This is a genomic window from Pelomonas sp. Root405 (assembly GCF_001425165.1).
GTDB lineage: Bacteria > Pseudomonadota > Gammaproteobacteria > Burkholderiales > Burkholderiaceae_C > Pelomonas.
The window spans coordinates 548,402-574,294 of sequence record NZ_LMDU01000014.1 but is presented as its reverse complement, the minus strand read 5'-3'; the positions used below and the strand labels follow the sequence as shown (position 1 = coordinate 574,294).

The following is a 25,893-nucleotide window of genomic DNA, read 5'->3' as shown; positions in this document are numbered from 1 at the left end:
GGTGTCTGACCCTGAGCCAGGGCGGGCGTTCATTTCTTGCACAACGCGCTGATGGCGTTGGAGGCGGTGGCCGTGATCACGCCGAGCCGATAAGGCAGCTCGATGTAGTCGTAGCTCTTGCCCTTTTCCATGTCCAGACCCTGGTAGAGGAATTGCAGCGGCTTGCAGGGGTCGATGCTCAGCGTCTGGTCGATGCCGTCGCGGATCAGCTCGCCGTGGGACACGCCTTCGGACCAGATGCGGCCGTTGAACTTGACGTTGTCCGTGCCTGCAAACAGGTTCATCGGCGCGCCGGGTACGGGTTGCCAGGCGCCATCCAGGCGATCCGCTGTCCAGGCGCGGAAATACCTGCCCTTGGGGCCCATCGCCTCGATCAGCGTCAGGTACTGGTTGGTGCCAGTGATCTTGTAGGTGTTGCTCGCCTCGAACACGTCGTCACGCTTCGCATCCATGACAACGACAGGTTCGGAGAAGCCCTGAGGGAAGCGCGCCAACGTCGTCTCGCCGCGGTAGAAGCGGCCGTTGTCGCCGGTGAAGAAGAGATAGCACTTCTTGTCGTCGCAGATGTTCCAGAAGTCCAGCCAGGCCGCATGGCCCTTTTCGTCTTTGACGCTTGCCGGCACGGCGGAGTAGAAGGGCTTCGGCGCGGTCCACGACATCGGGTCGGCGATGTTGCTGGTGGTGGAGTACAGCGGGTCACCGCCCTGGTAGATCAGGTACCAGAGCTTTTGCGGCGCAAAGTAGTAGACCTGGGGAGCGGCGCGGTAGCCGGGCCCGATGGGGGACTTGTCGAGCATGAACTGAGGGGCTTTGGGGGCATCGTCCCAGTTCGCAAAGCTCGTGTAGGCCATGCCCCAGCCGCTCTTCGCGGCCGTGGTCATGAAGACGTGATAGCGGCCGTCGTGATGGACGATGGTCGGGTCCTTGACGCCGAAGATGTCGGCGCGGTCGGCCGGCGGCCTGATCAGCGTCTCGCTGGATTTCCATTCAAAGCCGATGGCTTGGGCCGCCGTCCCGCCACCGGCGTCGGGCTTGGCGTCCGCGGCTGCGCTGCTGCCACCGCAGCCAGCGACGAGCCCGGCCGCGAGCATCGAAGAGACGAGAAGTTGTTTATTGCACTTGGTCATGAGGGAAGGCGGTTTCTGTTTGGATGGAATGGCTCGCGCGTCGGCAGTGCTCACGGCGCTGGCTCCAGCACCACGGCGGCGCCGCCCGCTGCGGCCAGCGACAGGTTCAGCACGTCTTTGCGGGTCACCTTGCGTTCGGTGCGGCGCACTTCGCGCACGACCTCGCCGTCCTGCCAGATCGTGGCGCGCCAGTTGCCGGGCGGCAGGAAGCCGAGCGGCACCTTCTGCGTGCGGGCCTGGTCGCCGGTCATCGCGCCGAGGTACCAGGTGTTGCCCTGGCGGCGCGCCAGCACGATGTCGCGCCCCGGCTCGCCGGAGATGAAGCGGGTCTCGTCCCAGGCCGTGGGCACGCGCTTGATGAAATCGAAGCCGGGCTCGCCGCGATAGTTCGAAGGGTCATCGGAGACCATCTGCAGCGGGCTGTCGTAGACGACGTACATGGCCAGCGCCTGGCCGCGCGTGTTGTGCACCAGCGGCATCTCGGCACGCACCTCGAAGGAGGCCGCCGTCGCGTTGCGGAAGCCGCCCGGCGTGTAGTCCATCGGCCCGACCAGCATGCGCGTGTAGGGCAGGGTCACGTTATGGCTGGGCGTGACGCGCGTGCTCATCTTGCTCCACTCGGCGCCGAGCACGCCCTCCTGCGTGATGTAGTTGGGATAGGTGCGCTGCAGGCCCGCGGGCACATAGGCGCCGTGCAGGTCCAGCAGCAGCTTGCGCTTGGCGGTGGCGGCGGCGATGCGCTCGTAGAAGTCCACCACCTGCTGGTCGTCGCGGTTCATGAAGTCGACCTTGACGCCCTTGATGCCCCAGCGGACGTAGGTGTCCAGCACCTCGTCCATGCGCGCGTCCACATGCACCCAGTGCGCCCACAGCAGCAGGCCCACGCCCTTGGCCTCGGCATAGCGCGCGAGCTCGGCCATGTCGATGCCCTTGGCCGGGCGGGTGATGTCGGTCTCTGGGTGCGCGTCGCAGCAGCCGCTCGGGCCCCAGGCCCAGTTGACGTCGATCAGGTAGTAGGGAAAGCCGGACTCGGCCGCGAAGTCGATGAAGCGCTTGTAGGCGCCCATGTCGGCCTTCATGCCGACCAGCGGGCCCGACCACCAGTCCCACGCCGCCTTGCCGGGCTTGACCCAGCTGAAGTCGCCGGTCGGTGCCGGGTTGAGGTTGCCGACAAGGTGCGACTCGATCAGCTTGCCGGCCTGGTCGGCCATCATGACGGCGCGCCAGGCGGTCGTCAGGCCGGCGGGCGAGACGAAGGCCGGGCCTGGCCGCCCCGGCACGCCGGACAGGTGCAGGCGCAGCGCGTTTCCCTCCTGCCGCAGCGAGGCGCCGGTGTAGCCCTTCAGGTTGGCCTGCGTGATGGCGTAGTGCGTGCGACCCGAGGGCGTGGCGCACACCACCGGCACGTCGTAGGCAACGCTGGGCTTCAGCTGCGAGATGCGCAGGCGCTCGAACGACTGCTCGTGCGAGCCGTCGGCATGCGTGACGAGGCAGGACGGGTCACCGGCCGGCACAAAGGCCGTGCGTTCGCCGCGCAGCTTGACGGGGCCAGTGTCCTCAAGACGGTAGCGAAAGGCGACGCCGTCGTCGTAGGCGCGGGCGTCGATGAAAAGGCGGCGGCCGGCGCCCGCCTCGCGGAAGGTGAGGGTCGCGCCGCGGTAGTGGTCGCGCGCCGAGGCCGCCTTCGTGGCGACGAGGGGAATGACGCGGTCTTCCGCGACGTCCTGGCGCGACTCCAGCGTCAACGTGCCGAGGGCGGGGCCGTCCAGCTCCAGCCCGAGCGGGGAGGGCGCGATGACGGCTTCGCCACGGCGGCTGATGCTGAACTGGCTGCCGTTGTCGGCGATGCGCAGCGCGACGCGGCCGTCGGGCGAAGTGATGACGGCGTCGGCCGCCTGGGCGCCTGATGCAGCCAGGGCGAGCGCGGCGATGGCGAGGTGGATGGTGGTGGTCTTCATGGGAATGTGTCGGCTGTGCTGGTCTTGGGGAGCGTTCATCCCAGGCGTATTTCGACGGCGCGGCCGGTGTAGACGACCTCGCGCAGCGGTGTGGATTGCAGCGTCGGCACGCCGCTGCCGATGCGGTGGATGCGCAAGCGCTTGGTGGTGCGCATGCCCGCGAAACGCCCGCTGCGCGCGGCCAGGCGCAGCACGCCGCGGCGGTCGTCCCAGGTCATGCGGATCACGCTGAGCCCACCCTTCTCGTAGGCGTAGTCCAGGCCGCCGTCCTCGTAGAGGTTGAAGGCACCGTCGGCGCCGGGCACCACGTAGAGGTCGAGCACCTCGCCGGTGGCCTCGGCGGTGGACTGCAGCACCGGCCCGAGCGGCAGGACGCTGCCGGCGCGCAGGTGCAGGGGCATGCGCTCAAGCGGCGACGCCACGTCATGCGTGCGGCCACCGGCACGCCGTTCTCCTGTCCAGAAATCGACCCAGCCGCCGGTGGACTGCGGCAGGTACACCGGCCAAGTCGACACCTCAGGCGCCAGGACCGGCGCTACATGCAAGGCGCGGCCGAACATGTAGGTGTGCGCCTGGTCCAGGGCCTGCTCGTCCTGCGGAAAATCGAACACCAGCGGCCGCATGATCGGCGCGCCTTTGGCATGCACCTCGTGGGCCAGGCTATAGAGATAGGGCAGCAGCTGATAGCGCAGCTCCAGGTACTGGCGCGCTAACGTCTCCACCGTGTCGCCATAGCGCCAGAACTCGGTGTTGGTCATGTAACCGTGCACGCGCTGCAGCGGCAGGAAGGTCGCGTACTGCAACCAGCGGATCAGGCGCTCGTGGTAGGCCTTGTCGGTGTACTGGCCGTCGCCCGGGCGGAAGAAGCCGCCAGCGTCGATCGTCCAGTAGGCATAGCCGGCGGCGGCCATGTTGAGGCCCGCGGGGATCTGCCGCTTGAGCGTGTCCCAGTCGTTGCCGATGTCGCCCGACCAGGTGGCCGCCGCATGGCGCTGCTGCCCGGGGAAGGCCGAGCGCGTCATGATCATCACGCGCCGGTCGGGCGCCGCCTGGCGCTGGCCTTCGTAGACGGTGCGCGTGACGTACCACGGATAGGCCAGGCGCACGCGCTCACCGCGGCCCGCGGCCGTACGCCGGCCCACCAGGTCGTCGTTCTCGGGCTCCGTCGCGTCCTGCCACCAGGCGTCGATGCCGAGCTTGAGCAGGCGTTCGCGCTGGTTGTTCCAGTAGAAGGCGGCGGCCTTGGGGTCGAAGAAGTCGACCCAGTCGGTCTGGTCGATGTAGTGACCGCCGGCTGCGGCTGCGCGACCGAGTTCGGTGTCGCGCGCGATCTTGGCCCACACCGACAGCATGAGCCGCCCGTTCAGGCCGTGCACCTCGCGCACCAGCGCGGCGGGGTCGGGGTAGTGGGCCTCGTCGAAGCGCATCGCGTTCCAGCCGTGGCGGCCCCAGTACTGCCAGTCCTGCACCATCACATCGACGGGCAGCTTGCGGCGGCGGAATTCGCGCAGCGTGTCGACGATCTCCGCCGACGAATGGAAGCGCTCCCGGCAGTGGATGTAGCCATAGGCCCAGCGCGGCATCACGGGCGTCGCGCCGGAGATCTCGCGGTAGCCCTCGAACACCTCGTCCGCGCTGGGGCCGGCGATGACGACGTAGTCGATGGCATCGGCCACCGGCGAGCGCCACGAGGTGCTTGCGCGCACGGGGCCGAAGCGCAGAGAGGGCGAGTCGTCCTTGTCGGCGTGGATGCGCACCTGATGCTCGCCCGGCTGCAGTTCGACGACGAAGCCGACCGTCGGCGGCAGCCAGTGGTTCGCGATCTCGACACAGGACTTGCCATCGATCTCCACCGAGTGGCGCGAACCCATGGCGCGGCCGACGTCGAGCAGGAATGCGAAACGGCCCGGCGTGCCCGTCTTGAACGTGCCTTCGAAGCGCGTCAGGTTGCGCACGACCTGCGCATTGCCCGTGGTCGTCGTCACATCCACGACTTCGGCCTTGCTTTCGGCATTGGCACGACTCAGCGCCACCCACTGCTCGGGCATGTTCAGCTCGGCCATGCCGTTGTTGTGCCAGAGCAGGCCGTAGCCGCGGCTGGACAGCATGAACGGCAGGCTGATCTGCGTGTTCACCTGTGTCAGGCGGCGCGGGAAGCCGCGCAGGTCCATGGCGCCGTCCTGGAAGCAGCCGGTGCCGTAGAGCCGCTCGCCGGCGGGTGACTCGAACACCTGCTCGGCGATGAACACGGGCTCGTCACCCAGCTGCGACGGCGTCAGCCGCCGCGTGCCGGGCGCTTCAGCGAGCAGCAAGGCGCCGCGGCGGTCGAAGAAGCGCAGCGCCCCGGTCCCTTTGTCCACCTCGCAGCGGATACCCGGCAGTTCCAGGCGGGTCGCGTTGGCACCCGACGTCTGCTTCATGAGGGGCTTGGCGCGGCCGGGCAGCAGCGCGAGGCTGGGCGGCGGCACTGGAGTCGCGGCCTGCGGTGGCAGGAAGCGCACGCGCAGCGCCCGGTCGCAGAGCGCGCTGATCCGCAGCGTGCCTTGCGGCGTCGTCAGCACCCATTCCGGCGTTAGCGATGCCTGCACGCCGTGGGTCGCGACGCTCGCTGGCTCCAGGTTGCCGGCGGCGGCGTTCGCCACGCTGGAGGAGGCCATCGGGGCCGTTGCTGCCGCAGCGCCCAGTGGCGCCGCGGCTGCGAGGGCAGCCTGCAACGCCTGGCGCCGGGAGATGGTGGGTTTGCTATTCATGCGTGATTGCGGTTGCTGGCTTCACTTGCGCTCGAAGCGCCAGTGATCGAACTCGAACATCGTCGGCTCGCCATGACCCCTGAAGATGAGGAAGAGGTCGTGCACGCCCGTGGCGCCCGCGACGGGCACGCTTTGCTGCTGCCACTGATCCCGGCCGCCGGTTCGGGCTACGGTCAGCGTGCCGAGGTGTGGCCCATCGACGCTGTCGAGGCGCAATTCAATCTTGCCGCCGTCCTTCTCGCTGGCCAGGTTGGCGACAAAGCGGGCCGCGCCCTTGCTGCCAAAGTCGACGCCGTTGACCTTGATGTAGCTGTGATCGGTGATGCGCGTGACGACCATGCCGACCTTGTCATTGCGCGCGGTCTTGATGCCAGGCGCCCAGTCCATCGGGCGGTCCCGATCCCGCTTCACGCGGGACGTCCAGGCCATGGTTTCGGCCTCCACGCGTTCGTAGGGCGACAGGGGTTTGAGCGGAGCGACCCCGACGTTGTCCCACCAGGGAAGCATGTTGATGGTGCCGTCCGCGTTGTAGTCGAACCGGGTCACCGTGACGGAGCGGCGCTCGCGATGGATGGGCGTGTCGGCAAAGTTCAGCCGGTAGTTGAACCCGAACACGTAGGACCCGCCCATGAAGTCGACGATGCCCGGGTGGTTGCCCGTCGAGTTGGCGTTGTGGTCCATGATGTCGCCCTTGTAGACCCAGGGGCCGGTGGGCTTGTCGCTCATGGCGTAGCCGATGCCTTCGGGGCAGCAACTCGACGCGTAGGCCATGTAGTACCTGCCCTGGCGCTTGTAGACCCAGGGGCCTTCCTGGTAGTTACGCGGCTTGCCCTCGGCCTGCTGGATCTCGCCGCTGTAGGAGACCATGTCCGGGTTCAGCTTCACGTAGTACAGGTTCGGGTTGCCCCAGTACATGTAGGCCTGCCCGTCGTCGTCGACGAAGGCGGTGGGGTCGAAGTAGCCGATGGCCTTGTCGATCAGCGGCTTGCCCAGGGCATCCTTGAACGGCCCCTCGGGCCTGTCGGCCACCGCGACGGCGATCACGTTCTTCGGCCAGCCCTGCACGCTCACCGACGCGTAAAGGTAGAACTTGCCGTCGCGCTCGACCACCTGGGAAGCCCATGCATCGTTGTCCTGCACTGCCCACGGGAAGGTCGCCAGCGATGCGACGACGCCCTTGTCGGTCCAGTTGGACATGTCGGTCGACGTGTAGAGCCGCCAGTTGCGCATCTTGAACTCGCGGGCGTCGTCCTCGTCCTGCCCGGTGTAGAGGTAGACCACCCCCTTGTGCACCAACGGCGCCGGATCGGCGGTGAAGCTGGTCTGGACGACCGGGTTCTCGGCTTGGCTCGGCTGCGGCCAGACGCAGGCGAGTACAAGCGCCACGAGCGCATGCATGCCACGATGGGTGGTCATGCGAGCCCGCCTCCTCGAATCCTCAACGCCACCGCCGGCGTGCCGGCCAGGCCCTCGGGCAGCCGCACTTCCAGCCCTTGCGGCGTGCGCTTGAAGGGCAGGCCGTCGGTGGAGCCCACGGCTTCGACGCGCTCGATCACGCCCGGCGCCAGCGCCGAGTCCTGCGCCAGCGATGCGATGCGCATGACGCCGTCCTTCGGCCAGGCCAGCCCGATGGCGTAAAGCGCGCCGGCCTTGGTCGTGAAGCGGATGTCCTGGGCGGTGAAGCCCTTGACCTGGCCTTCGCTGAACATGCCGCCACCGATCTGCGTCGGCCCCTCGCCGAAGCTGCGCCACGGGCGGGTGCCATGGATGGCCTCGCCATTGCTGCCCATCCACTCGGCAAGCCCGTCCAGCACCTTGCGCTCGTCGGCGTCGATCGTGCCGTCGCCGCGCAGCGGGATGGACAGCAGCAGGTTGCCGTTCTTGGAGACGATGTCGACCAGGCGGTGGATGACGCTGGCCGCCGACTTGTAGTGGTGGCCTTCGAAGACGCCGCGGTTGTAGTGCCAGTCGCCGAGGCAGGTGTCGGTCTGCCAGGGCAGGGGCTCGATGCCGGCGCGCTGGCCGCGCTCGACGTCCTCGACCAGGCCGGCACGCCTGTCATGCGGAAGTTCCTTGGCGTTGAGGACGGCCTCCAGCTTGCCGCCGTGCCAGGCCATGCTGGCGTTGTAGAAGTGCGCCGCGATGTCCAGGCCGGCCTGGCCCAGCGGCAGGCCGGTGTTGTCGAAGTAGACGAGGTCGGGCCGGTAGCTGTCGATCAGGTCGCGGCAGCGCAGGAACCATTGGCGCGTGAATGCCGGGGTTTGCGCGGGCGGCTTCTCGTCCCAGACGCGGTCGTTGCGCTCATGCCATTCGGTGGCGGCGCTCGCGGTGGTGATGCCGTCGGGGATCACCATGTTGCGGCCGGTGTAGAGGTCCTGCGGGTCCAGGCCTTCCCACCATTTGCCCTTACCGTCCGCCTTGGTCAGCTTGAAGGCGTCGTAGCGCTGGCCGGCCAGCGGGCCTTCGGCGTCGTAGCCATAGGCCGTCTGGAACCAGTGCCAGGCATGCGCCGAGTGGTTGCTGACGCCGAAGCGCAGGCCCCTGGCGCGGGCGGCCTTGGCCCAGGTGCCGACGATGTCCTTCTTCGGGCCGACGCGGACGGAGTTCCAGGGGTGGTATTTGGAGTCGTAGGCGTCGAAGTTGTCGTGGTGGTTGGCGAGCGAGACGAAGTACTTGGCACCGGCCTTGGCGTACAGGTCCATCAGCGCTTCGGCATCCCAGTTCTCCGCTTTCCAGCGGTTGTTCATTTCCATGAAGCCGACCTTCGTCGGATGGCCGTAGGTCTTGACGTGGTGGTCGTACTGCCAGTTGCCTTGCAAGTACATGCTGCGGGCGTACCAGTCACCGGCCTCGGGCACGCACTGCGCGCTCCAGTGGGCCCAGATGCCGAACTTGGCGTCGCGAAACCAGTCGGGCGTGCGGTAGCCGCCGACCAGGGAATCCCAGGTCGGCTTGAAAGGAGAGGGCGCGGCTTGCGCGGCCGGCAGGCCGGCGGCGCCCATGGTTGCGGCGGTGGCCTGCAGCAGCGCGCGGCGGGAAAGTCTCTGGTTCATGGCTTGCTTTCAGTGAAATCGGTGGCCGCTCACGCCAGGCCCCGGCCGCGGACCTTCAGCGCGATTGCGGGTGCCAGCAGGCCTTCGAGCAGGCGCACTTCTTCAGCCGCGGGCAATGCGCAACGCGCTGGCGTGGCGGCTGGGCACGCGCTCGGGCACGTCCACCTCCAGCGCCTGGGCGGTCTGGCGGAACTTCAGCGGCCCGCCTCCCAGCAGCTCGACCCGGCGCACCGGGCGCGGGTCGTGACCGTTGCCTTGGCGCAGCGAGGCGATCTTCAGCGTGCCCCTGGGTTCGCCCAGCGTCAGCGCGTACAGCGCATCGCCCCGGGTCGTGAAGCGGATATCTTGCGCGGTGTAGTCCGCGTTCTCCTTGAAGGCGCCGCTGGCGGCTTCGGTCGGACCTTCGCCGTGGATCTTCCACGGCCGCGTGCCGTGGATGGCTTCGGCGTTGACCTTCATCCAGGCGGCCATCTCGGTCATCAGCAGGTCCGATTCGGCCGTCAGCGTGCCGTCGGCACGCTGCACCACGTTGAGCAGCATGTTGCCGTTCTTGCTGACGATGTCGCACAGCATGGCGATCACCTGCGCCGGCGTCTTGTAGCGGTCGTGCTCGGAGTGGAACCAGTCGCCGTTGGACGTGCAGGTCTGCCACGGCAGCGGGTTGATGCCCGGAAGCACGCCACGCTCGACGTCCTGCACGCCCACCTCGGCGATGTACTCGCCCGACCCCAGCGCCTTGTGGTTGTACACGGCCTGCATGTCGCCGTGGCGGCGGATCGAGGCGTTGAACAGGTGTGCCACCATGCTGCGGCCCACCTCGCCGAACGGGATGCCACCGTCGGAGTACAGCAGGTCCGGCTGGTGGCTGTCGATGAGGTCGACGATGCGCCGGTACCAGATCTCGTGGAACTTCGGGTTGGTGGTGTACCAGTCGCCGCCGCGGTTCAGGTACGGCGTGTCGTGAGGCTCGTGGTAGAGGTCGAAGTTCTCCGGCTTGGCGCCGTCATAGGCCACGCCCAGCTTGGGCCAGAACTGGTCGCACTGGTGGCTGGTCCACCACCAGTTGTGACTGGTCGCCAGGTGCTCGGAGACACCGAAGCGCAGCCCGCGCTTGCGCGCGGCGCGGCCCCATTCGCCGACCACGTCGCGCATCGGCCCCACCTTGGTGGCGTTCCAGCGGTGGTGCTTGGAATTCCACAGGTCGAAGTTGTCGTGGTGCACGCCCATCGAGACGAAGTACTTGGCACCCGCGGCCACGTAGCGGTCCATCAGCGCCTCGGGTTCGAAGTGCTCGGCTTTCCACAGCTTGAGGATGTCCTTGTAGCCCACCTCCGAGGGATGGCCGTAGGTCTTCACGTGGTGTGCGTAATGCGGGTGCCCTGGCACGTACATGAAGCGCGCGTACCAATCGCCCTGGGCGGGCACGGCCTGCGGGCCCCAATGCGACCAGATGCCCAGCTTGGCATCGCGGTACCACGCAGGGATCGCAGACTTGCGCAGCGACTCGGCAGCCGCCGTGAACGGACCGGACGCCGGCGGCGGCGCGTACGGCGCGGGCGCCACTTGCGCGCAGCCTTGCGCCTGTGCGAAGCGGGCGGCGCCCAGGCCGCTGGCGGCCAGCAGAGGAGTGGTCAGGAAGCGGCGTTTGCTCAGGTGGGACATGGGTTCTCACTCAGTGGGCGGGGGTAGGGTGGTCGTTCCGCGAACACCACCGCTGCCGCCGCCGCAGGCGACGACGCTGAAGGCCAGCAGCAACCAGGCGAAGGCCGAGGCTGGGGTGAGGCGAGGCGGTTTCATCGTTGGAGTTACTGCTTGGTGCTGCGTGGCACAGCCCGCCCTGCTTGGGGCGGGGCAGGCTGCTTTGATGGAGCGAATGGAGGCGCGGCGGACGGCGCTCGGTGCCACCGTCCTGATGCCGCTACCTCACTTGGCGCTGTCGACGATGGCCTTGATCAGGTCGGGGAAGTACTGCGCGCCGGTCGAGCGGTTGAACAGGCCGAACTGATGGTTGGCGTCGTAGCCGTTGTCCCACCACACCGGCACGATGCCGCGCTGGAAGGCCGACTTGGTCACGTGCCGGGTCCAGTAGGTGCGATAGGTGCCGGCCGGGTCGTACTCCGACTTCAGGATCGCGCCGTACTCACCCAACAGCACGGGCATGCCGGCATCGACGAAGCGGGTCTTCAGCTTCTGGAACTGCGAGTCGACATAGGCCTCGTTGGCCCAGGTCTCCGTCACGGCCGGGTTGGTCGCGATGGCACCCCATTGCCAGATCGTGCTCTTGTCATTGAGCGCGAAGTTGAACGGGTCGTAGAAGTGCACTTCCAGGAACATCCGGTTGGTTGCCGAGTCCGATGGCTTGATGAAGCCGTTCAAGGTCGAGTCGATGTTGGTGTTGAAACCCTGCACGACGAGGTGGCGCTTGGCGTTGTTGCCGCCCGTGGCCCGCACCGTGTCGACGAAGACCTGGTTGAACCCGTTCTGGACGGCCTGGTACTCGGCCGTCGGCGGACCGTAGTCGCCGGACACCATCACCTCGTTGGTGCCGGCGAACAGCAGGTAGTCGTCGTGGTTCTTGAAGTTGTTGGCGATCTGCGTCCACAGCTTGGCCAGGCGGGCGTTGGCACTCGCCTGGTAGGCGTAGGTCGGGATCAGCCAGCTGCCTTCGTGGTGCGTGTTCAGCACGACGTACAGACCGGCGTTGCGGGCATAGCCGACGACCTCGGTGACGCGCGCCATGAAGGTCGGGCTGATGTTGCCGTTGGCGTCGGCGTACTGGTTCCAGCTGACGGGCAGGCGGATGGTCTTGAAGCCGGCCGCCTTCACCGCGTTGATCAGCTGCTGGTTGATCAGCGGGTTGCCCCAGTTGGTCTCGTTGGGCGAGGCGTCCAGCGAGTTGCCCACGTTCCAGGCGGGCGACATCTGCTGCGACAGCTGCACGCTCGTCAGGTCGCGCATGGAGCCCGGCACGGTGATCATGAAAGCTTGAGTGCTCTTGGCGCCGCACGAGTTGGTGTAAGTGGCGGTGGCCGTACAGCTGGCGGCGGGCGTGATCGTCTGCTCGCGTGCCGAGCCGGACGTGCCGCAGCCGCTCCAGCCCCACGAGCCGCCGGTCACCGGCTGCGGGCCGAGGATGGCCGAGTTGCCTGCGGTGACGGACGCCGACGAGGTCTGCGTCCAGGAGCCGTTGGCGCTGATGTAGGGCGTGATGGCCGTCGGCGTGCAGGCAGTGCCGCGCGTGGCGGTGGCCGCGCCGGAGTTGTAGCTACCGCCTTGGGCCGTGAACTTGACCCAATACCAGTACGGCGTGCCGGTGTTGGCCGAGGTGTCGGCATAGCTCCTGGCGCTGCTGCCTGGCACGGCGATGCGGCTACGGCCGGCGGGGTCGGCGTCGGTGTCGCGGTAGACCTCCAGTCGCGAGACGTTGCCGCTGACGGTCCAGTTGAGCTGGTTGCTGTTGGCGGAGCCGCTGGCCGTAAGGCAGACGGTGGCGCCGCCGCCGCTGCCGCAGCTTTGCGCCTGTGCGAGCGTGCCTGCGCTCGCGCCGAAGGCGAGCAGCAGGGCTGGTATCAAGGTTCTCATGTTCTACCTTTCACGGTTGAAAGTGCTCGGCCGGTTGTCTCCTCCGGACACGAGCGTTATGTGCCGGCAGGCCCGGCGCCGCGAACTGGACGCCAGCCTGCCGACCCTTGCTTCAATTGCTGTAGAGCATTCCCCGGCCGGTACCGCTGATGTAGATGCGGCCGTAGATGCTCTGGTCAGCCGCCATCACGCCGATGCCGCCGAACTGGTTCGCGTCGTCGTTGAAGCGCGTCCAGGTGGCGCCGGCATCGTCTGAGCGGTAGACGCCCCACACGCCGCTCACCACGCCCACCACATAGACCGCCGCCGAGTACCCAGTGCCAGGCTTGGCCTTGCCCAGCGCGATGGCGCTGGCGCCCTGCACGTGGGCCCACTGATTGCCGGTGAAGATCGAGGCGAAGTGGCTGAGCTTGGCCCAGGTCGCACCGGAATCGGTCGAGCGGTAGACCGCGTTGCCGTCGGCCAGCCAGAGCTCGCCCTCGACGTTGGGGTTGACGACCAGGGAGGTGTTGGCGAAATAGTTCGGGGCCAGCCCCACGCTCACCGAGCCCTGGCTCAGCGTGAACGTGCGGCCACCATCCGTCGAAACGTAGACCTTGCCCGGCGTGCCCCACCAATTGCCGCCGGAATCGTAGGCATAGACCTTGTTCGGGTTCTTGCGATCGGCGGCCAGGTGGTAGCCGCGGGGGTAGACGCCGTTGATCGCCGGCAGGTTGGTCGGCACCCAGGTCGCGCCGTTGTCCGTGGTGTACGACGGCACCGAGTTGCCGGGTGCCCAGACCGCCTTGTTGCGCGCGGTGACTGCGATGCTCGCTTCCTGGTTCGTGTTTGCTGCGGCGCCGGGCGCGTAGGTGGCGAACTTTGCCCAGGTCTTGCCGCCGTCGCCGGACCAGTAGCCGTAGCTGATGTTGCTGCCGAGGACCGCGCCGATGGTGGCCATGTACTGCGGGTCGGACCACGCCATGTCGGAGGAGAAGCCATTGCTCCAGCTGGTGCCCGGCGTCAGCGTCGGCTTGGTCGCGAGATCCGTGTGCACCCAGGTGCCGACGTCGCCCGTACTGTTGATGACGGTGTAGGTTGCGCCGGCCGGCGGCGTGGCCAGGGCCAGGACGGCGGTCTCCTCGATGCCGTTGATCGGCTCGGTCCAGCTCGGCGTGGCCGAGGAGGCGTTGCGCGTCTCCCAGATGCCGCCACCAGTGACATGCAGCACGTGGTCGGGGTTGAGCGGATTGATCTCGACTTCGTCGACCCAGCCGGCGAACCCCTCATCGGGTGAATGCGGCATGGTGGCCGCGATCTCGCGCCAGGTCTTGCCGCCATCGTTGGACAGCTGCACGACCTGCTGGCCGTTCCAGTTGCCCCAGGAGTTGGTCACGCCCAGCGCGATGCGGGTGGTCGCGCCGCTGCCGTAGACCGACACGCCGCCGAAGCCGAAGTTGGTTCCGCCGATCGGGTCGACACTCTTGAGCAGGGTCCAGGTGCTGCCGTCGAACTTGTAGAACCGGCCGGGGCCGCCAGCGCCGGGCCCGGCGTCCTTGGTGAAGGCGATGTAGAACATGCCGTCCGCGGCGCGAGCCATGTGCGGGATGTGGTAGCCGGCGACCGGGACAGTGACCGCTGTCCAAGAGGCGCCGCCATTGGTCGACTTGTACAAGTTCGAGCCCAGACCCGCTGCATTGGCGTAGTCCGGGGCGACGGCTGCGTAGATCGTCTGCGTGGCCGTGCCGCTACCCTTGGTGCTGGTGTCGTAGACGACCGTCTCGACGCCCATGGCCGTGCCGCCGTTGGCGTTGATCTGCTCCTGGGTCATCTTGAGGGGCGACAGCGACGTGACCTGGGCCCAGGTGAGGCCCGAGTCCGTGCTCTTCCACAGGCCGGCCGTGCGCGAACCGTAGAACAGCGTCGAGGGCTTGTTGGGGTCGACCATCAGGCGCTCACCAATGGCGCGGCCGGGGTTGTTGCCGCCCAGCGGGAAGGGCAGGGAGACGTGGGTCCAACGGTTACCTCGGTCGCTGGAGATGTACAGGCGACCATTGCCTTCGGACACGTACATGCCGGTGGCCATGTAGACGAGCTGGTCGTTGTTCGGATCGACGGCCATGCTTTCAACGCCGTGGAAACGGGCCTCTCCTCCGCCGAAGCCCAGGCCGTCGGTAATGGGCAGCCAGGACGACGTGCCCTGGTTCCAGCGGTAGGCGCCACCGATGTCGGTGCGCGCGTACAGCAGGTTGGCGGTGGTCGGATGGAAGACGAGGCCGGTGACGTAGCCGCCACCGCCGAACTTCGTGTTCGTCCAGGTGCCCACCTTGATCGAGAACGCCTGCTGCGTCTTGGCGCCACAGCTGTTGGTGTAGGTGGCGGTGGCCGTGCAGGCTGCGAGCGGCTGGACGGTCTGCTCGCGCGACGCGCCGGCGGTGCCACAGCCGCTCCAGCTCCACGTGCCGCCGGACGACGGCTGCGGACCGAGGATGGCCGAGGCGCCGCTCTTGATGGTGGCCGATGACGTTTGCGCCCACGCGCCGTTGGCGTTGATGTAGGGCGTGATGGCCGTCGGCGTGCAGGCGGTGCCGAGCGTGGCATTGGCCGAGCCGGAGTTGTAGCTGCCCGCGTTGGTCGTGAACTTGATCCAGTACCAGTAGCGCGTGCCGGTGCTGCCCGAGGCGTCGGTGTAGCTCCTTGCGCTACTGCCTGGCACGGCGATGCGGGTGCGGCCGGCGGGGTCGGCGTCGGTGTCGCGGTAGACCTCCAGGCGCGAGACGTTGCCGCTGACGGTCCAGCCCAGCTGAACGTTGCTGGCCGTGCCGGTGGCCGTCAGGCAGACGGTGGCACCACCACCGCTGCCGCAGCTTTGCGCCTGTGCATGCGAGCCTGCGCTCGCGCCGAAGGCGAGCAGCAGGGCTGGTATCAAGGGTCTCATGTTGTACCTTTCACGGTTGAAAGTGCTCGGCCGGTTGTCTCCTCCGGATACGAGCGTTGTGAGGGACGTGGCTCAGCGCATGGACCTACATCCCGATGACGATGGATTTGGGCGGCAGTTCACAGGCTGGCAGAAGCTGTCCATGCCTCGCCAAGAAGCCGGTGCAGCGGGGCAGGGGGGTAGGGCATCCGCAGCAGATTCCACGCATTGCCCTCAGCGGCGGCGTCTTCACGCCACCTGGCTTTCATTGCGCCGGTAGAACTTCAGAAACTCGTCATCTCGGCACAGGCGTCTCGTCTGCTGCGCGCCCCCGGCGCCGTCAAGGCAGCCGACTTTTGGGAAGTCAGCGGCCTGACCGGTTCGTTGGTGTTGAAAGTTTGTCTCCTGTCTTCTTGCCCAAGGACGCGCTGCGCGGAGGCCGTGGCAACGTTGTCAATTGATCGCGCCTGCGGAGCCAATCGGCCGCCGTTGATCAAGCCAATCTGGTCTATCCACTTTGCCACAAACGATCAATGTGGTCTTACCAGGAAAATCCCGAATGCCGATTGGCTTGGCTACGTTGTTTTACATAATGCACATTGTCGATATCTGGCTTGCATTGGTCACCGGGTACGGCATCGTTCCATGCCGGCAATGCATAGGGAAAACCCTTGTGTTGATCAGTAAAAACCCTAAGATAGCGTTGCACTTACAAAGAAAGGGAAACAAATGGAACTGCTTATCGTGACCTTGGCATTCGCAACGCTCGCTCTCGTCGGCCAACTCGGCGATGTTCTGGGTGGTCAGTACGGCGACAAGCGCATCTGACATGCACCGCCGCAGGCGCCAAGCCTGCATAGCGTCTCAGGGCTGCTTTGGCAGCCCTTTGTTTTGTCTGAGCGTCCTAACTGCCGACGATCCATATGAACTCGATATAGAAACCGGCAAAGAAACGATATTTCAGACGTAGCAGCGACTTTTAAGCTTCGAGCCGTTTCTGTAGCAGTCACGGCCCATGCGAATCACCAAGCTGACGACCTACCGCCTCGCGCCGCGGTGGATGTTCCTGAAGATCGACACCGACGCCGGCATCAGCGGCTGGGGCGAGCCCGTCATCGAGGGCAAGGCGCGCAGCGTCGAGGCCGCCGTACACGAGTTCGAGCCTTACCTCATCGGCCAGGACCCTTCGCGCATCAACGATCTCTGGCAGGTCATGTACCGCGGCGGCTTCTACCGCGGCGGCGCCATCCTGATGAGCGCCATTGCCGGCGTCGACCAAGCGCTATGGGACATCAAGGGCAAGGTGCTCGGCGCGCCAGTGCACGAGCTGCTGGGTGGCCTGGTCCGCGACAAGATGAAGGTCTATTCCTGGGTTGGCGGCGACCGCCCGGCCGACGTCATCCGGGATATCAAGCGTCTCCGCGAAGGTGGCTTCGACACCTTCAAGATGAATGGCAGCGAAGAGATGGGCCTGATCGACAGCGCCCGCAAGGTGGACGAAGCCGTCGCCCGCATCGCCGAGATTCGCGAGGCCTTCGGCCACGACATCGAGTTCGGCATCGATTTCCACGGCCGCATCGGCGCGCCGATGGCCAAGGTCATGCTGAAAGCGCTGGAGCCCTACCGGCCGCTGTTCGTCGAGGAGCCTGTGCTGGCCGAGCAGGACGAGACCTATGCCCGCCTGGCCCAGCACACCGCCATTCCGCTGGCGGCGGGCGAGCGCATGTATTCGCGGTTCGAGTTCAAGCGCGTCTTCCAGGCCGGTGGCCTGTCCATCGTGCAGCCCGATCTGTCGCATGCCGGTGGCATCACCGAGTGCCACAAGATCGCCGCGATGGCCGAGGCCTACGACGTGGCCTTCGCACCGCACTGCCCGCTCGGCCCGATCGCGCTGGCGGCCTGCCTGCATGTCGACTTCGTCTCGCACAACGCCGTGCTGCAGGAGCAGAGCATGGGCATCCACTACAACCAGGGTGGCGAGCTGCTCGACTATGTGTTGAACAAGGAAGACTTCCACGTCGAGAACGGCTACATGAAGCCGCTGACCAAACCGGGCCTGGGCGTGGTGGTCGATGAAGAGAAGGTCATCGAAGCCAGCAAGATGGCGCCCGACTGGCGCAACCCGCTGTGGCGCCATGCGGACGGCAGCGTCGCCGAATGGTGATGAGCGACGCCCGTCTCATCGCGCTGGACTGGGGTAGCACACGGCTGCGCGCCTTCCTGCTAGGGGCGGACGGCGCCGTGCTGGCCACCCGACAGTCCGAGCAGGGGGCGTCGACCTTGTCCGGCGCTGACGCCTTCGCTGCGGCGCTGGCCGCCGTGGTCGCTGAGTGGCCCGCGCTGCCGATGCTGGCGTGCGGCATGGTCGGCAGCCAGCACGGCTGGCGCGAGGCTCCCTATGCGCCCTGCCCGGCCGACGCCGGCGCGCTGGCACGCGACGCCCTGCAGATCGACGTCCGCTTCTGGATCGTTCCCGGGCTGATGCACGACGCCGGCCAGCCCGACGTCATGCGTGGCGAAGAAACGCAGATCGTCGGCGCCCTCGCCTTGCACCCTGAGTTGTCCGAACAGGCCTGCCTCGTGCTGCCCGGCACGCATTCCAAATGGGCGCGCATCAGCGCCGGCCGTGTGACGGATTTCGCCACGCACATGACCGGTGAGCTGTACGCCGTGCTGCGCCAGCATTCGGTGCTGGCCCGACTGATGCCGGCCGACGCGGTCGCGGCGCCGTCCTCCCAAGGGTTTCTCGCGGGCGTCGATGCCGCACGCCAGGACGGGGCCCTGGGTCATCAGCTGTTCGCCGTGCGCACGCTCGGCCTCTTCAAGCGCCTGCCCGCCGAGCAGTTGCCCGACTACCTGTCCGGCCTATTGATCGGCCACGAGATTGCCAATGAGCTGAAGGCCGGACCGCCAGAGCGCCTCGCCCTCGTGGGCGACCCGGCGCTGTGCGAGCGCTACGCCTTGGCGCTCGGGCGCTTCGGCATCCAGGCGCCGCTGCAACTCGACAACACCGCGCCCGCCGGCCTGTGGCGGCTCGCGCAAACCATGGGGCTCTGACATGCTCGACCAGGCACTGCAACAACTGCCCCTCGTCGCCATCCTGCGCGGGGTCAAGCCCGATGAGGTCGAGGCCGTGGCCGACGCGCTCTACGCCGAGGGCTTTCGCGTCATCGAGGTACCGCTGAACTCACCCCAGGCGCTCGATTCCATCGGCCGCCTGGCGCGCCGCATGCCCGAGGACGCACTGATCGGCGCCGGCACCGTGCTCAGTGCCGACGCCGTGCGCGACGTGCAGATCGCCGGCGGCCGCCTCATCGTCATGCCGCATGCCGACGTGGCTGTCATCCGCGTGGCCAAGGCCCGCGGCCTGGCCTGCGTGCCGGGCGCCGCCACGCCGACGGAGGCCTTTGCTGCCCTTCAGGCCGGGGCCGATGCCCTCAAGCTTTTTCCCGCCGAGCTGGTCACGCCGCCTGTGCTGAAGGCCATGCGCGCCGTGCTGCCGCGTGAGCTGCGGCTGCTGCCGGTGGGCGGCATCACGCCCGAGACCATGGCGGTCTACCGCAAGGCCGGTGCGGCGGGCTTCGGCCTGGGCTCGGCGCTGTACAGCCCTGGCATGACAGCGGCCGATGTGACGACAAGGGCGCGGGCCTTCGCGCAGGCCTGGGCCAAGCCCTGACTCGCAACGCGAGACAACGACATCCGGAGACTTCCCATGAACCGCATGCTCACACTGTGTGCGGGCCTGGCGCTGGCCGCCCTGGGCCAGGCCAATGCTGACACCCTGCTCAAGCTCGACGCCCGCGCGGACACGGCGGCGCCGCAGACGGGCCACATCCAGCTGGGCACCGCGCGCGCTCCCAAGGGTGAGACGCTGGCCATCAACAACCAGTACCTGCTGCGCGACGGCAAACCGTGGCTGCCGGTCATGGGCGAGTACCACTACACCCGCGCACCCGCCGCGCAATGGGACGCGCAGCTGCGCCTGATGAAGGCCGCCGGCATCGACATCGTCGCCAGCTACGTGTTCTGGAACCACCACCAGGAGCAGCCTGGCGCCTTCGACTGGAAGGGCAACCGCGACCTGCGCCGCTTCGTCCAACTGGCCCAAGCCGCCGGCTTGCAGGTGGTCGTTCGCCTGGGCCCCTGGGTGCATGGCGAGGCGCGCTACGGTGGCATCCCGGACTGGGTCGTCGACGCGATGCCGACGCGCGGCAATGACGCGGAATACCTCGGCCATGTGGAGCGCCTGTACGCCGAGATCGGTACGCAGATCAAGGGCCTGCTGTGGAAGGACGGCGGCCCCGTCGTGGGCGTGCAGTTGGAGAACGAATACAACCTGCGCGGCCCCGGCGGCGGCGAGGAACACATCAGCGCGCTGAAGAAGCTGGCGCTGAAGGCCGGCATGGACGTGCCGCTCTACACCGTGACCGGCTGGGACGGCGCGGTCTATCCGTCGGGCGAGGTGATCCCCGTGTTCGGCGGCTATCCCGACGAGCCCTGGGCCAGGAGCGAGAAGGAGCTGCCGCCGAAAGAGACGCACGCCTTTCGCTTCAACACCCGCGTCAGCGGCGATCTGGGCGCGCAGACCAGGTCGCACGGCGCCGGCACCGCCGAGACCGACAAGGACAAGGTGCCCTTCTTCGGCGCGGAGTACGGCCCCGGCCTACCGGCCATGTACCGCCGCCGCACGCTGGTTTCGCCGGACGACATCGCGGCCATGCTGCCGGTGCAGATCGGCTCGGGCGTGAATCTGCTGGGGTACTACATGTTCCACGGCGGCCGCAACCCGGTCGGCGTGGGCGGCACGGGCCTGGAGGAAAGCTCCCTCAGCGGCGGCTACAACGACACGCCGCGCATCAGCTACGACTTCCAGGCGCCGCTTGGACCCGACGGCCAGCAGCGCGCGGTGCTGACCAAGCTGCGGCCCTTCCACTACTTTCTACGCGACCACGGCGCCCTGCTCGCCCGCATGACCGTGCGCCAGCCCGAGCGGGTGCCGGCCAACCCCACGGACCTGCAGACGCTGCGCTGGTCGGTGCGCAGCCGGGGTGACAGCGGCTTCCTGTTCGTCAACAACCATGTGCGCCAGTACGCGATGCCGGCCCACACGGCGGTGCGCTTCGAGGTGCAACTGCCTGGCGGTGCGCTGACCCTCCCGAGCCGCCCGATCGACATCCCCAACGGGGCCTACTTCATCTGGCCCATCAACATGGACCTGGACGGCGTGCTGCTGCGGCATGCCACGGCCCAGCCGGTTGCGCGCCTGGATGCAGGCGTGCAGGGCATCGTGCACGTCTTCGCGGCAGTGGCCGGTATTGATGTCGAGTTCGCCCTGCCCGAGGGCGTCAGGACGTGGGCGCCGGATGCCGGCACGCTGCAGCGCGTCGGCAGCGCCGGCGGCCGCGCGGTCAGCGTCATGCTGCTGACGCCGGCGCAGCGGGATCAACTGCAGATCCTCGACCTGGCTGGCCAGCGCCGTCTCGTCTTCAGCGACCAGCAAGCCTGGGTGGCCGACGGCAAGCTCCAACTGCGCGGCACCGGCACGCAGCCGCTGCGCGCCGCCGTCTTTCCCGCCCTGCCCAAGCCGCGTGCGGCTGGCCTGCAGGTCAGCCAGGACGGCTTGCTGCAACGCCTGGAACTGGCCGCCGATTCAGCGGCTGAGCCGGCGCTGCACGTCAGCGCTCTGCGCCCGGCCGGCAATGCACCGCGCGTCCTCAAAGGCGGCCTGGCCGGTGCGGCCCTGCAGCCCATCCCCGAGGCCTTTGCCACGGCCGCAACCTGGTCGCTGAAGCTGCCCACCCAGCTCACCCCGGACGCCGAAGACGTGCTGCTGGAGCTGGACTTCGTCGGCGACATCGGCCGTGTCTTCCACGGCACACGCATGCTGGATGACTGGTTCTACAACGGCCAGCGCTGGCAGATCGGCCTGCGCCAGTTCGGATTGAAGCCGGGCGCCGAACTGCGCCTGGGTGTGCTGCCGCTGCGTGCCGACGCGCCCATCTACATCGACGCCGCGCACCGCCCTGCGTTCGCTGCCGGGCAGGCCCAGATTGCCGAGTTGCGCGGCGCACGGCTGCTGCCGGTGCGCCGCGTGAGCATCACGCCATGAGCGCCGTGCTGCCCGACACGGCGCTGGAGTTGGCGCTGCCGCACGGTGCCACCCTCGGCGAAGGCCTGCTGTGGCACGCCGGGCGCTGGTGGTGGACGGACATCGAAGCCGCCACGCTGTTTGCCTGGCAGCCCGGTGCGCCGGGACCGCTGTTCTGCCGGCTGCCAGACCGGCTGGGCAGCTTTGCCCATTGCCGCTCGGGCCGCGTGTTGCTCGGCCTGGCCAAACGGCTGGCCGTCGCCACGCTGAGCGACAAGCTCGAACTGGGCCAGCTTCACACGCTGGCGCCCGTGGACGCCGCCGAGCCGCGCACCCGCATCAACGATGGCCGCACGGACCGCAGCGGCAACTTCGTCTTCGGCACGATGAACGAGGCGAAGGAGAAGCGCCAGATCGCCAGCTTCTACCAGTTCTCGCTGCGCCACGGCCTGCGCCGCCTCGCCCTGCCGGCGGTGGCGATTGCCAACAGCATCTGCTTCAGCATCGACGGCCGCCGCATGTATTTCTGCGACACGCTGTCCCAGCGCATCCAGCAGTGCGACTACGACGCCGAGTCGGCACGGGTTGACAACCTGCGCCCGTTTGCCCACATGGACCGCCCCGACGCCTGGCCCGATGGTTCGGTCATCGACGCGCAAGGTTGCCTTTGGAATGCGCAGTGGGGCGCCGGCCGTGTGGCACGCTACGACCCCGACGGCCGGTTGATGGGCGTGATGACAGCCCCCGCCGCCCACACCACCTGCCCAGCCATCGGCGGCCCGCGGCTGGACCAATTGATGCTCACCACCGCCCGCACCGGTCTGGGCCGCGAGGCGCTGGCCGCGCAGCCGCTGTCCGGCAGCCTGTTCGGCCTTCGCCTGCCCAAGGCGCTGGGTGTGCCCGATGCCCTGTTCGAAGATTGAGACAAGACTAGGAGACGACCATGAACATCCAACGACGCACCCTCACTCTGGCCATGCTGGCCACACCCTTCGCGCTGCACGCCGCCGAGCCCGTCAAGATTGGCTTCCTCGTCAAGCAGGCCGAGGAACCCTGGTTCCAGGATGAATGGCGCTACGCCGAGCAGGCCGCGAAGGACAAGGGCTTCACGCTCGTCAAGATCGGCATTCCCAACGGCGAGAAGATGATGGCCGCCATCGACAACCTGGCCGCGCAGAAGGCCGTGGGCTTCGTCATCTGCGCGCCCGACGTCAAGCTCGGCGTGGCGGTGAACCGCGCCGCCAAGCGCCACAAGCTCAAGGTCATGTCGGTCGACGACCAGCTCGTCGACGGCGCCGGCAAGCCCATCGCCGACATCCCGCACATGGGCATCTCGGGCTACGAGATCGGCAAGCAGGTCGGCCAGGGCTTGTTGGCCGAGATCAAGGCGCGCGGCTGGAAGCTTGACGAAGTCGGCGTGCTGCGCGTGGCCTTCGACCAGTTGCCCACCGCGCGTGACCGCACCATGGGCGCAGCGGATGCACTCAAGGCTGCGGGCGTGCCGGCGGCCAACATCGTCGACGCGCCGCAGGCCAAGACCGACACCGAGAGTGCCTTCAACGCCGCCAACATCGCCTTCACGAAGAACGCCAAGTTCAAGAAGTGGGTGGCCTTTGGCCTCAACGATGAAGCGGCCCTGGGCGCCGTGCGCGCCGGCGAAGGCCGCGGCATCAAGCAGGACGCGATGCTGGCCATCGGCATCGGCGGCAGCCAGACCGCGCTCAACGAGTTCACCAAGCCCACGCCGACCGCCTTCTACGGCACGGTGCTGATCAGCCCCAAGCGGCACGGCTACGAAACGGCCGCGATGGTCTACGACTGGGCGACGCAGGGCAAAGCGCCCCCACCCGTCACGCTGACCAGCGGCATCCTGATGACGCGCCAGAACCAGGCCGAACTGCGAAAGCAAATGGGTCTCTGACATGGCCGTTCTGCAGTTCGACAACATCAGCAAGGTCTTCCCCGGCGTCAAGGCGCTGAACGGGGTGAGCTTCGAGGCCCATGCCGGCCAGGTGATGGGCTTGCTCGGCGAGAACGGCGCAGGCAAGAGCACGCTGTTGAAGATCCTTGGCGGCCAGTACAAGCCCGACGGAGGGCGGCTGCTGCTGGAGGGTCAGGAGCGCCACTTCACGTCGGCTGGCGATGCCATCGCGGCCGGCGTGGCCATCATTCACCAGGAGCTGCAGTACGTGGCCGAGCTGACGGTGGCCGAGAACGTGCTGCTGGGCCGGCTGCCGACGCGCCTTGGCTTCGTCGATCACAAGGCCGCGCGCCGCATGGTGGCTGCACAGCTCGCGGCGATTGGCGTGGACCTGGACCCGGCGGCACGGCTGTCCGACCTGTCCATCGCCCAGCGCCAGATGGTCGAGATCTGCAAGGCCGTCATGCAGGACGCCAAGGTCATCGCCTTCGACGAGCCCACCAGCAGCCTGTCGCACCGCGAGACCGAGATCCTGTTTCGGCTGGTGAAGCGCCTGCGCGCCGAGGGCCGCACGCTGATCTACATCTCGCACCGGCTGGAAGAGCTGTACGAGCTGTGCGACGCCTGCACCATCTTTCGCGACGGCCGCAAGATCGTCACGCACCCGGTGATGACCGAGGTGCCGCGCGAGCGGCTGATTGCGGACATGGTGGGACGCGAGCTGCAGGACATCTACGACTACCGCTCGCGCGACCAGGGCCCGATGCGGCTCGAAGCCCGCGGCCTGCACAGTGCGCGCCTGCCCGAGCCACTGAGCTTTGGCGTGCGTGCCGGCGAGGTGCTGGGCTTCTTCGGCTTGGTCGGCGCCGGCCGCAGCGAGTTGATGCGCCTGCTCTACGGCGCCGACCCGCGCCGGGGCGGCGAAGTGCTGCTGGACGGCAAGCCCGTGCCCACGGCCGGCCCATCGGCGGCCATCGCCGCCGGCATCGTGCTGTGCCCGGAGGACCGCAAGGAGCAGGGCATCCTGGCCCATTCGTCGGTGGCCGAGAACATCAATATCAGCTGCCGCCGCCACGGCCTGCTGGGCGGCGTCTTCCTGCGTCACGGCCAGGAGGCCCGGCGCGCCGACGACTTCATCCAGAAGCTGCGCATCAAGACACCCCACCGCGAGCAGGAAATCCGCCTGCTGTCCGGCGGCAACCAGCAGAAGGTGATCCTGGCGCGCTGGCTGGCCGAGCCGGGGCTGAAGGTGCTGATCCTCGATGAGCCGACGCGCGGCATCGACGTGGGCGCCAAGAACGAGATCTACAAGATCATCCACGACGTGGCCGCTTCGGGCTGCTGCGTCATCGTCATCTCCAGCGAGCTGCCCGAGGTGCTGGGCATCACCGACCGCCTCATCGTCATGCGCGACGGCCGCATCAGCGGCGAACTCTCGCGCGAACAAGCCAGCGAGACCGCAGCACTCGCGCTGGCGCTTCCGGATGGCGTGCCTACTCAGCCTGCTGCTGCCCTGCATTGATCATGAACACCACCACACTGCCTGAACCCGCCCAGCGCCCCGCCATGAACTCACCCGCCCGCGCCCTGCTTAAGGAACACAGCATGACGCTGGGCTACGGCCTGCTCTTCATCGTGCTGGCCTTCACCGTCGAGAACTTCTTCTCGGCGGCCAACATCACCGGCCTGCTGCTGTCGGTCGCGCAGATCGGCATGGTGGCTTGCACCATGATGTTCTGCCTGGCCTCGCGTGACTTCGACCTGAGCGTCGGCTCCACCATCGCCTTCGCTGGCGTGCTGGGCGCGATGGTGCTGGAAAGCACCGGCAGCGTGCCCATCGCCGTCTTTGCCGGCCTGGCTGCCGGCGCGCTGATTGGCGCCGGCAACGGCGTGTTGATCGCCTACCTGCGCGTCAACGCGCTGATCGCCACGCTGGCCACCATGCTGATGGTGCGCGGCCTGGCCTTCATCGCGTCGCAGGGGCAGGCGGTCGGCATCGCCGATGAAAGCTTCTTCGCCTTCGGCGACACCGTCGTGTTCGGCCTGCCGCTGCCGATCTGGATGACCGTGGTGTGCTTTGTCATCTTCGGCGTGCTGCTCAACCACACGGTGTTCGGCCGCAACTCGCTGGCCATCGGCGGCAACCCCGAGGCCGCGCGGCTGGCGGGCGTCAAGGTCGAGCGCCTGCGCGTGTGGATCTTCCTGCTGCAAGGTGTCGTCGCGGCGCTGGCCGGCCTGATCCTGTCGGCCCGCATCACCAGCGGCCAGCCCAACGCGGCGACCGGCTTCGAGCTGGACGTCATCTCTGCCTGCGTGCTGGGCGGCGTGTCGCTGGCCGGCGGCAAGGCGCGCATCTTCGGCGTCGTCATCGGCGTGCTCATCATGGGCACGGTCGAGAACGTCATGAACCTCTTGAACGTCGATGCGTTCTACCAGTACCTGGTGCGTGGCCTGATCCTGCTGGCGGCCGTGTTGCTGGACCAGCTCAAGACCCGCGGCGAACGCCGGAGCTGACACC

16 protein-coding genes are annotated in these 25,893 nt (G+C 67.7%); 8 read left to right on the top strand and 8 right to left on the bottom strand.

Annotated elements, in window-relative coordinates:
- Window positions 1-29: 29 nt before the first annotated feature.
- From ASC81_RS20540 to ASC81_RS20505, 8 genes are all read right to left on the bottom strand, one after another.
- Window positions 30-1,127 (bottom strand): non-reducing end alpha-L-arabinofuranosidase family hydrolase, encoded by a 1,098-nt coding sequence (locus ASC81_RS20540; RefSeq protein ID WP_200946917.1) that lies wholly within the window; start codon window positions 1,125-1,127, stop codon window positions 30-32.
- 50 nt (window positions 1,128-1,177) lie between these two features.
- Window positions 1,178-3,085, bottom strand: a complete 1,908-nt coding sequence (locus ASC81_RS20535; protein ID WP_056271251.1) for a glycoside hydrolase family 97 protein — start codon at window positions 3,083-3,085, stop codon at window positions 1,178-1,180.
- A 35-nt stretch (window positions 3,086-3,120) separates the two neighbouring features.
- Window positions 3,121-5,835, bottom strand: a complete 2,715-nt coding sequence (locus ASC81_RS20530; RefSeq protein ID WP_082536684.1) for a TIM-barrel domain-containing protein — start codon at window positions 5,833-5,835, stop codon at window positions 3,121-3,123.
- A gap of 21 nt (window positions 5,836-5,856) precedes the next feature.
- Window positions 5,857-7,251, bottom strand: coding sequence for a glycoside hydrolase family 43 protein (locus ASC81_RS20525; protein WP_056271246.1), 1,395 nt, complete (start codon window positions 7,249-7,251; stop codon window positions 5,857-5,859).
- A complete protein-coding gene (locus ASC81_RS20520) occupies window positions 7,248-8,888 on the bottom strand; it encodes an alpha-L-fucosidase (protein ID WP_056271244.1) in 1,641 nt (546 codons plus the stop codon). Before ASC81_RS20520 ends, ASC81_RS20525 begins: the two co-directional genes overlap by 4 nt.
- 102 nt (window positions 8,889-8,990) lie before the next feature.
- A complete protein-coding gene (locus tag ASC81_RS20515) occupies window positions 8,991-10,550 on the bottom strand; it encodes an alpha-L-fucosidase (protein WP_056271241.1) in 1,560 nt (519 codons plus the stop codon).
- 261 nt (window positions 10,551-10,811) lie between these two features.
- Entirely contained in the window at window positions 10,812-12,470 is a 1,659-nt protein-coding gene (locus tag ASC81_RS20510; protein ID WP_056271238.1) for a glycoside hydrolase family 5 protein, read from the bottom strand.
- 112 nt (window positions 12,471-12,582) lie between these two features.
- Window positions 12,583-15,387: a sialidase family protein gene (locus tag ASC81_RS20505; protein ID WP_200946914.1), complete on the bottom strand. Its 2,805-nt coding sequence runs from the start codon at window positions 15,385-15,387 to the stop codon at window positions 12,583-12,585.
- A 994-nt stretch (window positions 15,388-16,381) separates the two neighbouring features.
- Here ASC81_RS20505 and dgoD point away from each other — a divergent pair.
- From dgoD to araH, 8 genes are read left to right on the top strand one after another with little or no spacing between them, the layout of a single operon-like run.
- Window positions 16,382-17,530: a galactonate dehydratase gene (dgoD, locus tag ASC81_RS20500; protein WP_056271236.1), complete on the top strand. Its 1,149-nt coding sequence runs from the start codon at window positions 16,382-16,384 to the stop codon at window positions 17,528-17,530.
- A complete protein-coding gene (locus ASC81_RS20495) occupies window positions 17,530-18,423 on the top strand; it encodes a 2-dehydro-3-deoxygalactonokinase (protein WP_056271853.1) in 894 nt (297 codons plus the stop codon). The genes dgoD and ASC81_RS20495 overlap by 1 nt, the downstream gene beginning before the upstream one ends.
- A gap of 1 nt (window position 18,424) precedes the next feature.
- The gene (locus ASC81_RS20490; RefSeq protein WP_056271233.1) at window positions 18,425-19,042 is read left to right on the top strand and encodes a 2-dehydro-3-deoxy-6-phosphogalactonate aldolase; all 618 of its coding nucleotides are present in this window, start codon (window positions 18,425-18,427) and stop codon (window positions 19,040-19,042) included.
- A gap of 36 nt (window positions 19,043-19,078) precedes the next feature.
- The gene (locus tag ASC81_RS20485) at window positions 19,079-21,475 is read left to right on the top strand and encodes a beta-galactosidase (RefSeq protein ID WP_056271230.1); all 2,397 of its coding nucleotides are present in this window, start codon (window positions 19,079-19,081) and stop codon (window positions 21,473-21,475) included.
- The gene (locus ASC81_RS20480; RefSeq protein WP_056271227.1) at window positions 21,472-22,377 is read left to right on the top strand and encodes an SMP-30/gluconolactonase/LRE family protein; all 906 of its coding nucleotides are present in this window, start codon (window positions 21,472-21,474) and stop codon (window positions 22,375-22,377) included. The genes ASC81_RS20485 and ASC81_RS20480 overlap by 4 nt, the downstream gene beginning before the upstream one ends.
- Before the next feature lie 26 nt (window positions 22,378-22,403).
- On the top strand, window positions 22,404-23,375 hold the full coding sequence (locus ASC81_RS20475) for an arabinose ABC transporter substrate-binding protein (RefSeq protein WP_056271851.1): 972 nt from the start codon (window positions 22,404-22,406) through the stop codon (window positions 23,373-23,375).
- Window position 23,376: 1 nt separating this feature from the next.
- The gene (gene araG / locus ASC81_RS20470) at window positions 23,377-24,897 is read left to right on the top strand and encodes an L-arabinose ABC transporter ATP-binding protein AraG (protein ID WP_056271224.1); all 1,521 of its coding nucleotides are present in this window, start codon (window positions 23,377-23,379) and stop codon (window positions 24,895-24,897) included.
- A 44-nt stretch (window positions 24,898-24,941) separates the two neighbouring features.
- Window positions 24,942-25,889 carry an L-arabinose ABC transporter permease AraH gene (gene araH, locus ASC81_RS20465; RefSeq protein WP_235533734.1) on the top strand — a complete coding sequence of 316 codons (948 nt, stop codon included), beginning with the start codon at window positions 24,942-24,944 and terminating at the stop codon, window positions 25,887-25,889.
- Window positions 25,890-25,893 lie beyond the last annotated feature (4 nt).

Coding starts and splice junctions, on each gene's coding strand:
- ASC81_RS20505 (WP_200946914.1), bottom strand. CDS start 15,387: ATGAGACCCTTGATACCAGCCCTGCTGCTCGCCTTCGGCGCGAGCGCA.
- ASC81_RS20540 (WP_200946917.1), bottom strand. CDS start 1,127: ATGACCAAGTGCAATAAACAACTTCTCGTCTCTTCGATGCTCGCGGCC.
- ASC81_RS20485 (WP_056271230.1), top strand. CDS start 19,079: ATGAACCGCATGCTCACACTGTGTGCGGGCCTGGCGCTGGCCGCCCTG.
- ASC81_RS20515 (WP_056271241.1), bottom strand. CDS start 10,550: ATGTCCCACCTGAGCAAACGCCGCTTCCTGACCACTCCTCTGCTGGCC.
- araH (WP_235533734.1), top strand. CDS start 24,942: ATGAACTCACCCGCCCGCGCCCTGCTTAAGGAACACAGCATGACGCTG.
- ASC81_RS20530 (WP_082536684.1), bottom strand. CDS start 5,835: ATGAATAGCAAACCCACCATCTCCCGGCGCCAGGCGTTGCAGGCTGCC.
- ASC81_RS20490 (WP_056271233.1), top strand. CDS start 18,425: ATGCTCGACCAGGCACTGCAACAACTGCCCCTCGTCGCCATCCTGCGC.
- dgoD (WP_056271236.1), top strand. CDS start 16,382: ATGCGAATCACCAAGCTGACGACCTACCGCCTCGCGCCGCGGTGGATG.
- ASC81_RS20520 (WP_056271244.1), bottom strand. CDS start 8,888: ATGAACCAGAGACTTTCCCGCCGCGCGCTGCTGCAGGCCACCGCCGCA.
- ASC81_RS20495 (WP_056271853.1), top strand. CDS start 17,530: ATGAGCGACGCCCGTCTCATCGCGCTGGACTGGGGTAGCACACGGCTG.
- ASC81_RS20525 (WP_056271246.1), bottom strand. CDS start 7,251: ATGACCACCCATCGTGGCATGCATGCGCTCGTGGCGCTTGTACTCGCC.
- ASC81_RS20535 (WP_056271251.1), bottom strand. CDS start 3,085: ATGAAGACCACCACCATCCACCTCGCCATCGCCGCGCTCGCCCTGGCT.
- ASC81_RS20510 (WP_056271238.1), bottom strand. CDS start 12,470: ATGAGAACCTTGATACCAGCCCTGCTGCTCGCCTTCGGCGCGAGCGCA.
- araG (WP_056271224.1), top strand. CDS start 23,377: ATGGCCGTTCTGCAGTTCGACAACATCAGCAAGGTCTTCCCCGGCGTC.
- ASC81_RS20480 (WP_056271227.1), top strand. CDS start 21,472: ATGAGCGCCGTGCTGCCCGACACGGCGCTGGAGTTGGCGCTGCCGCAC.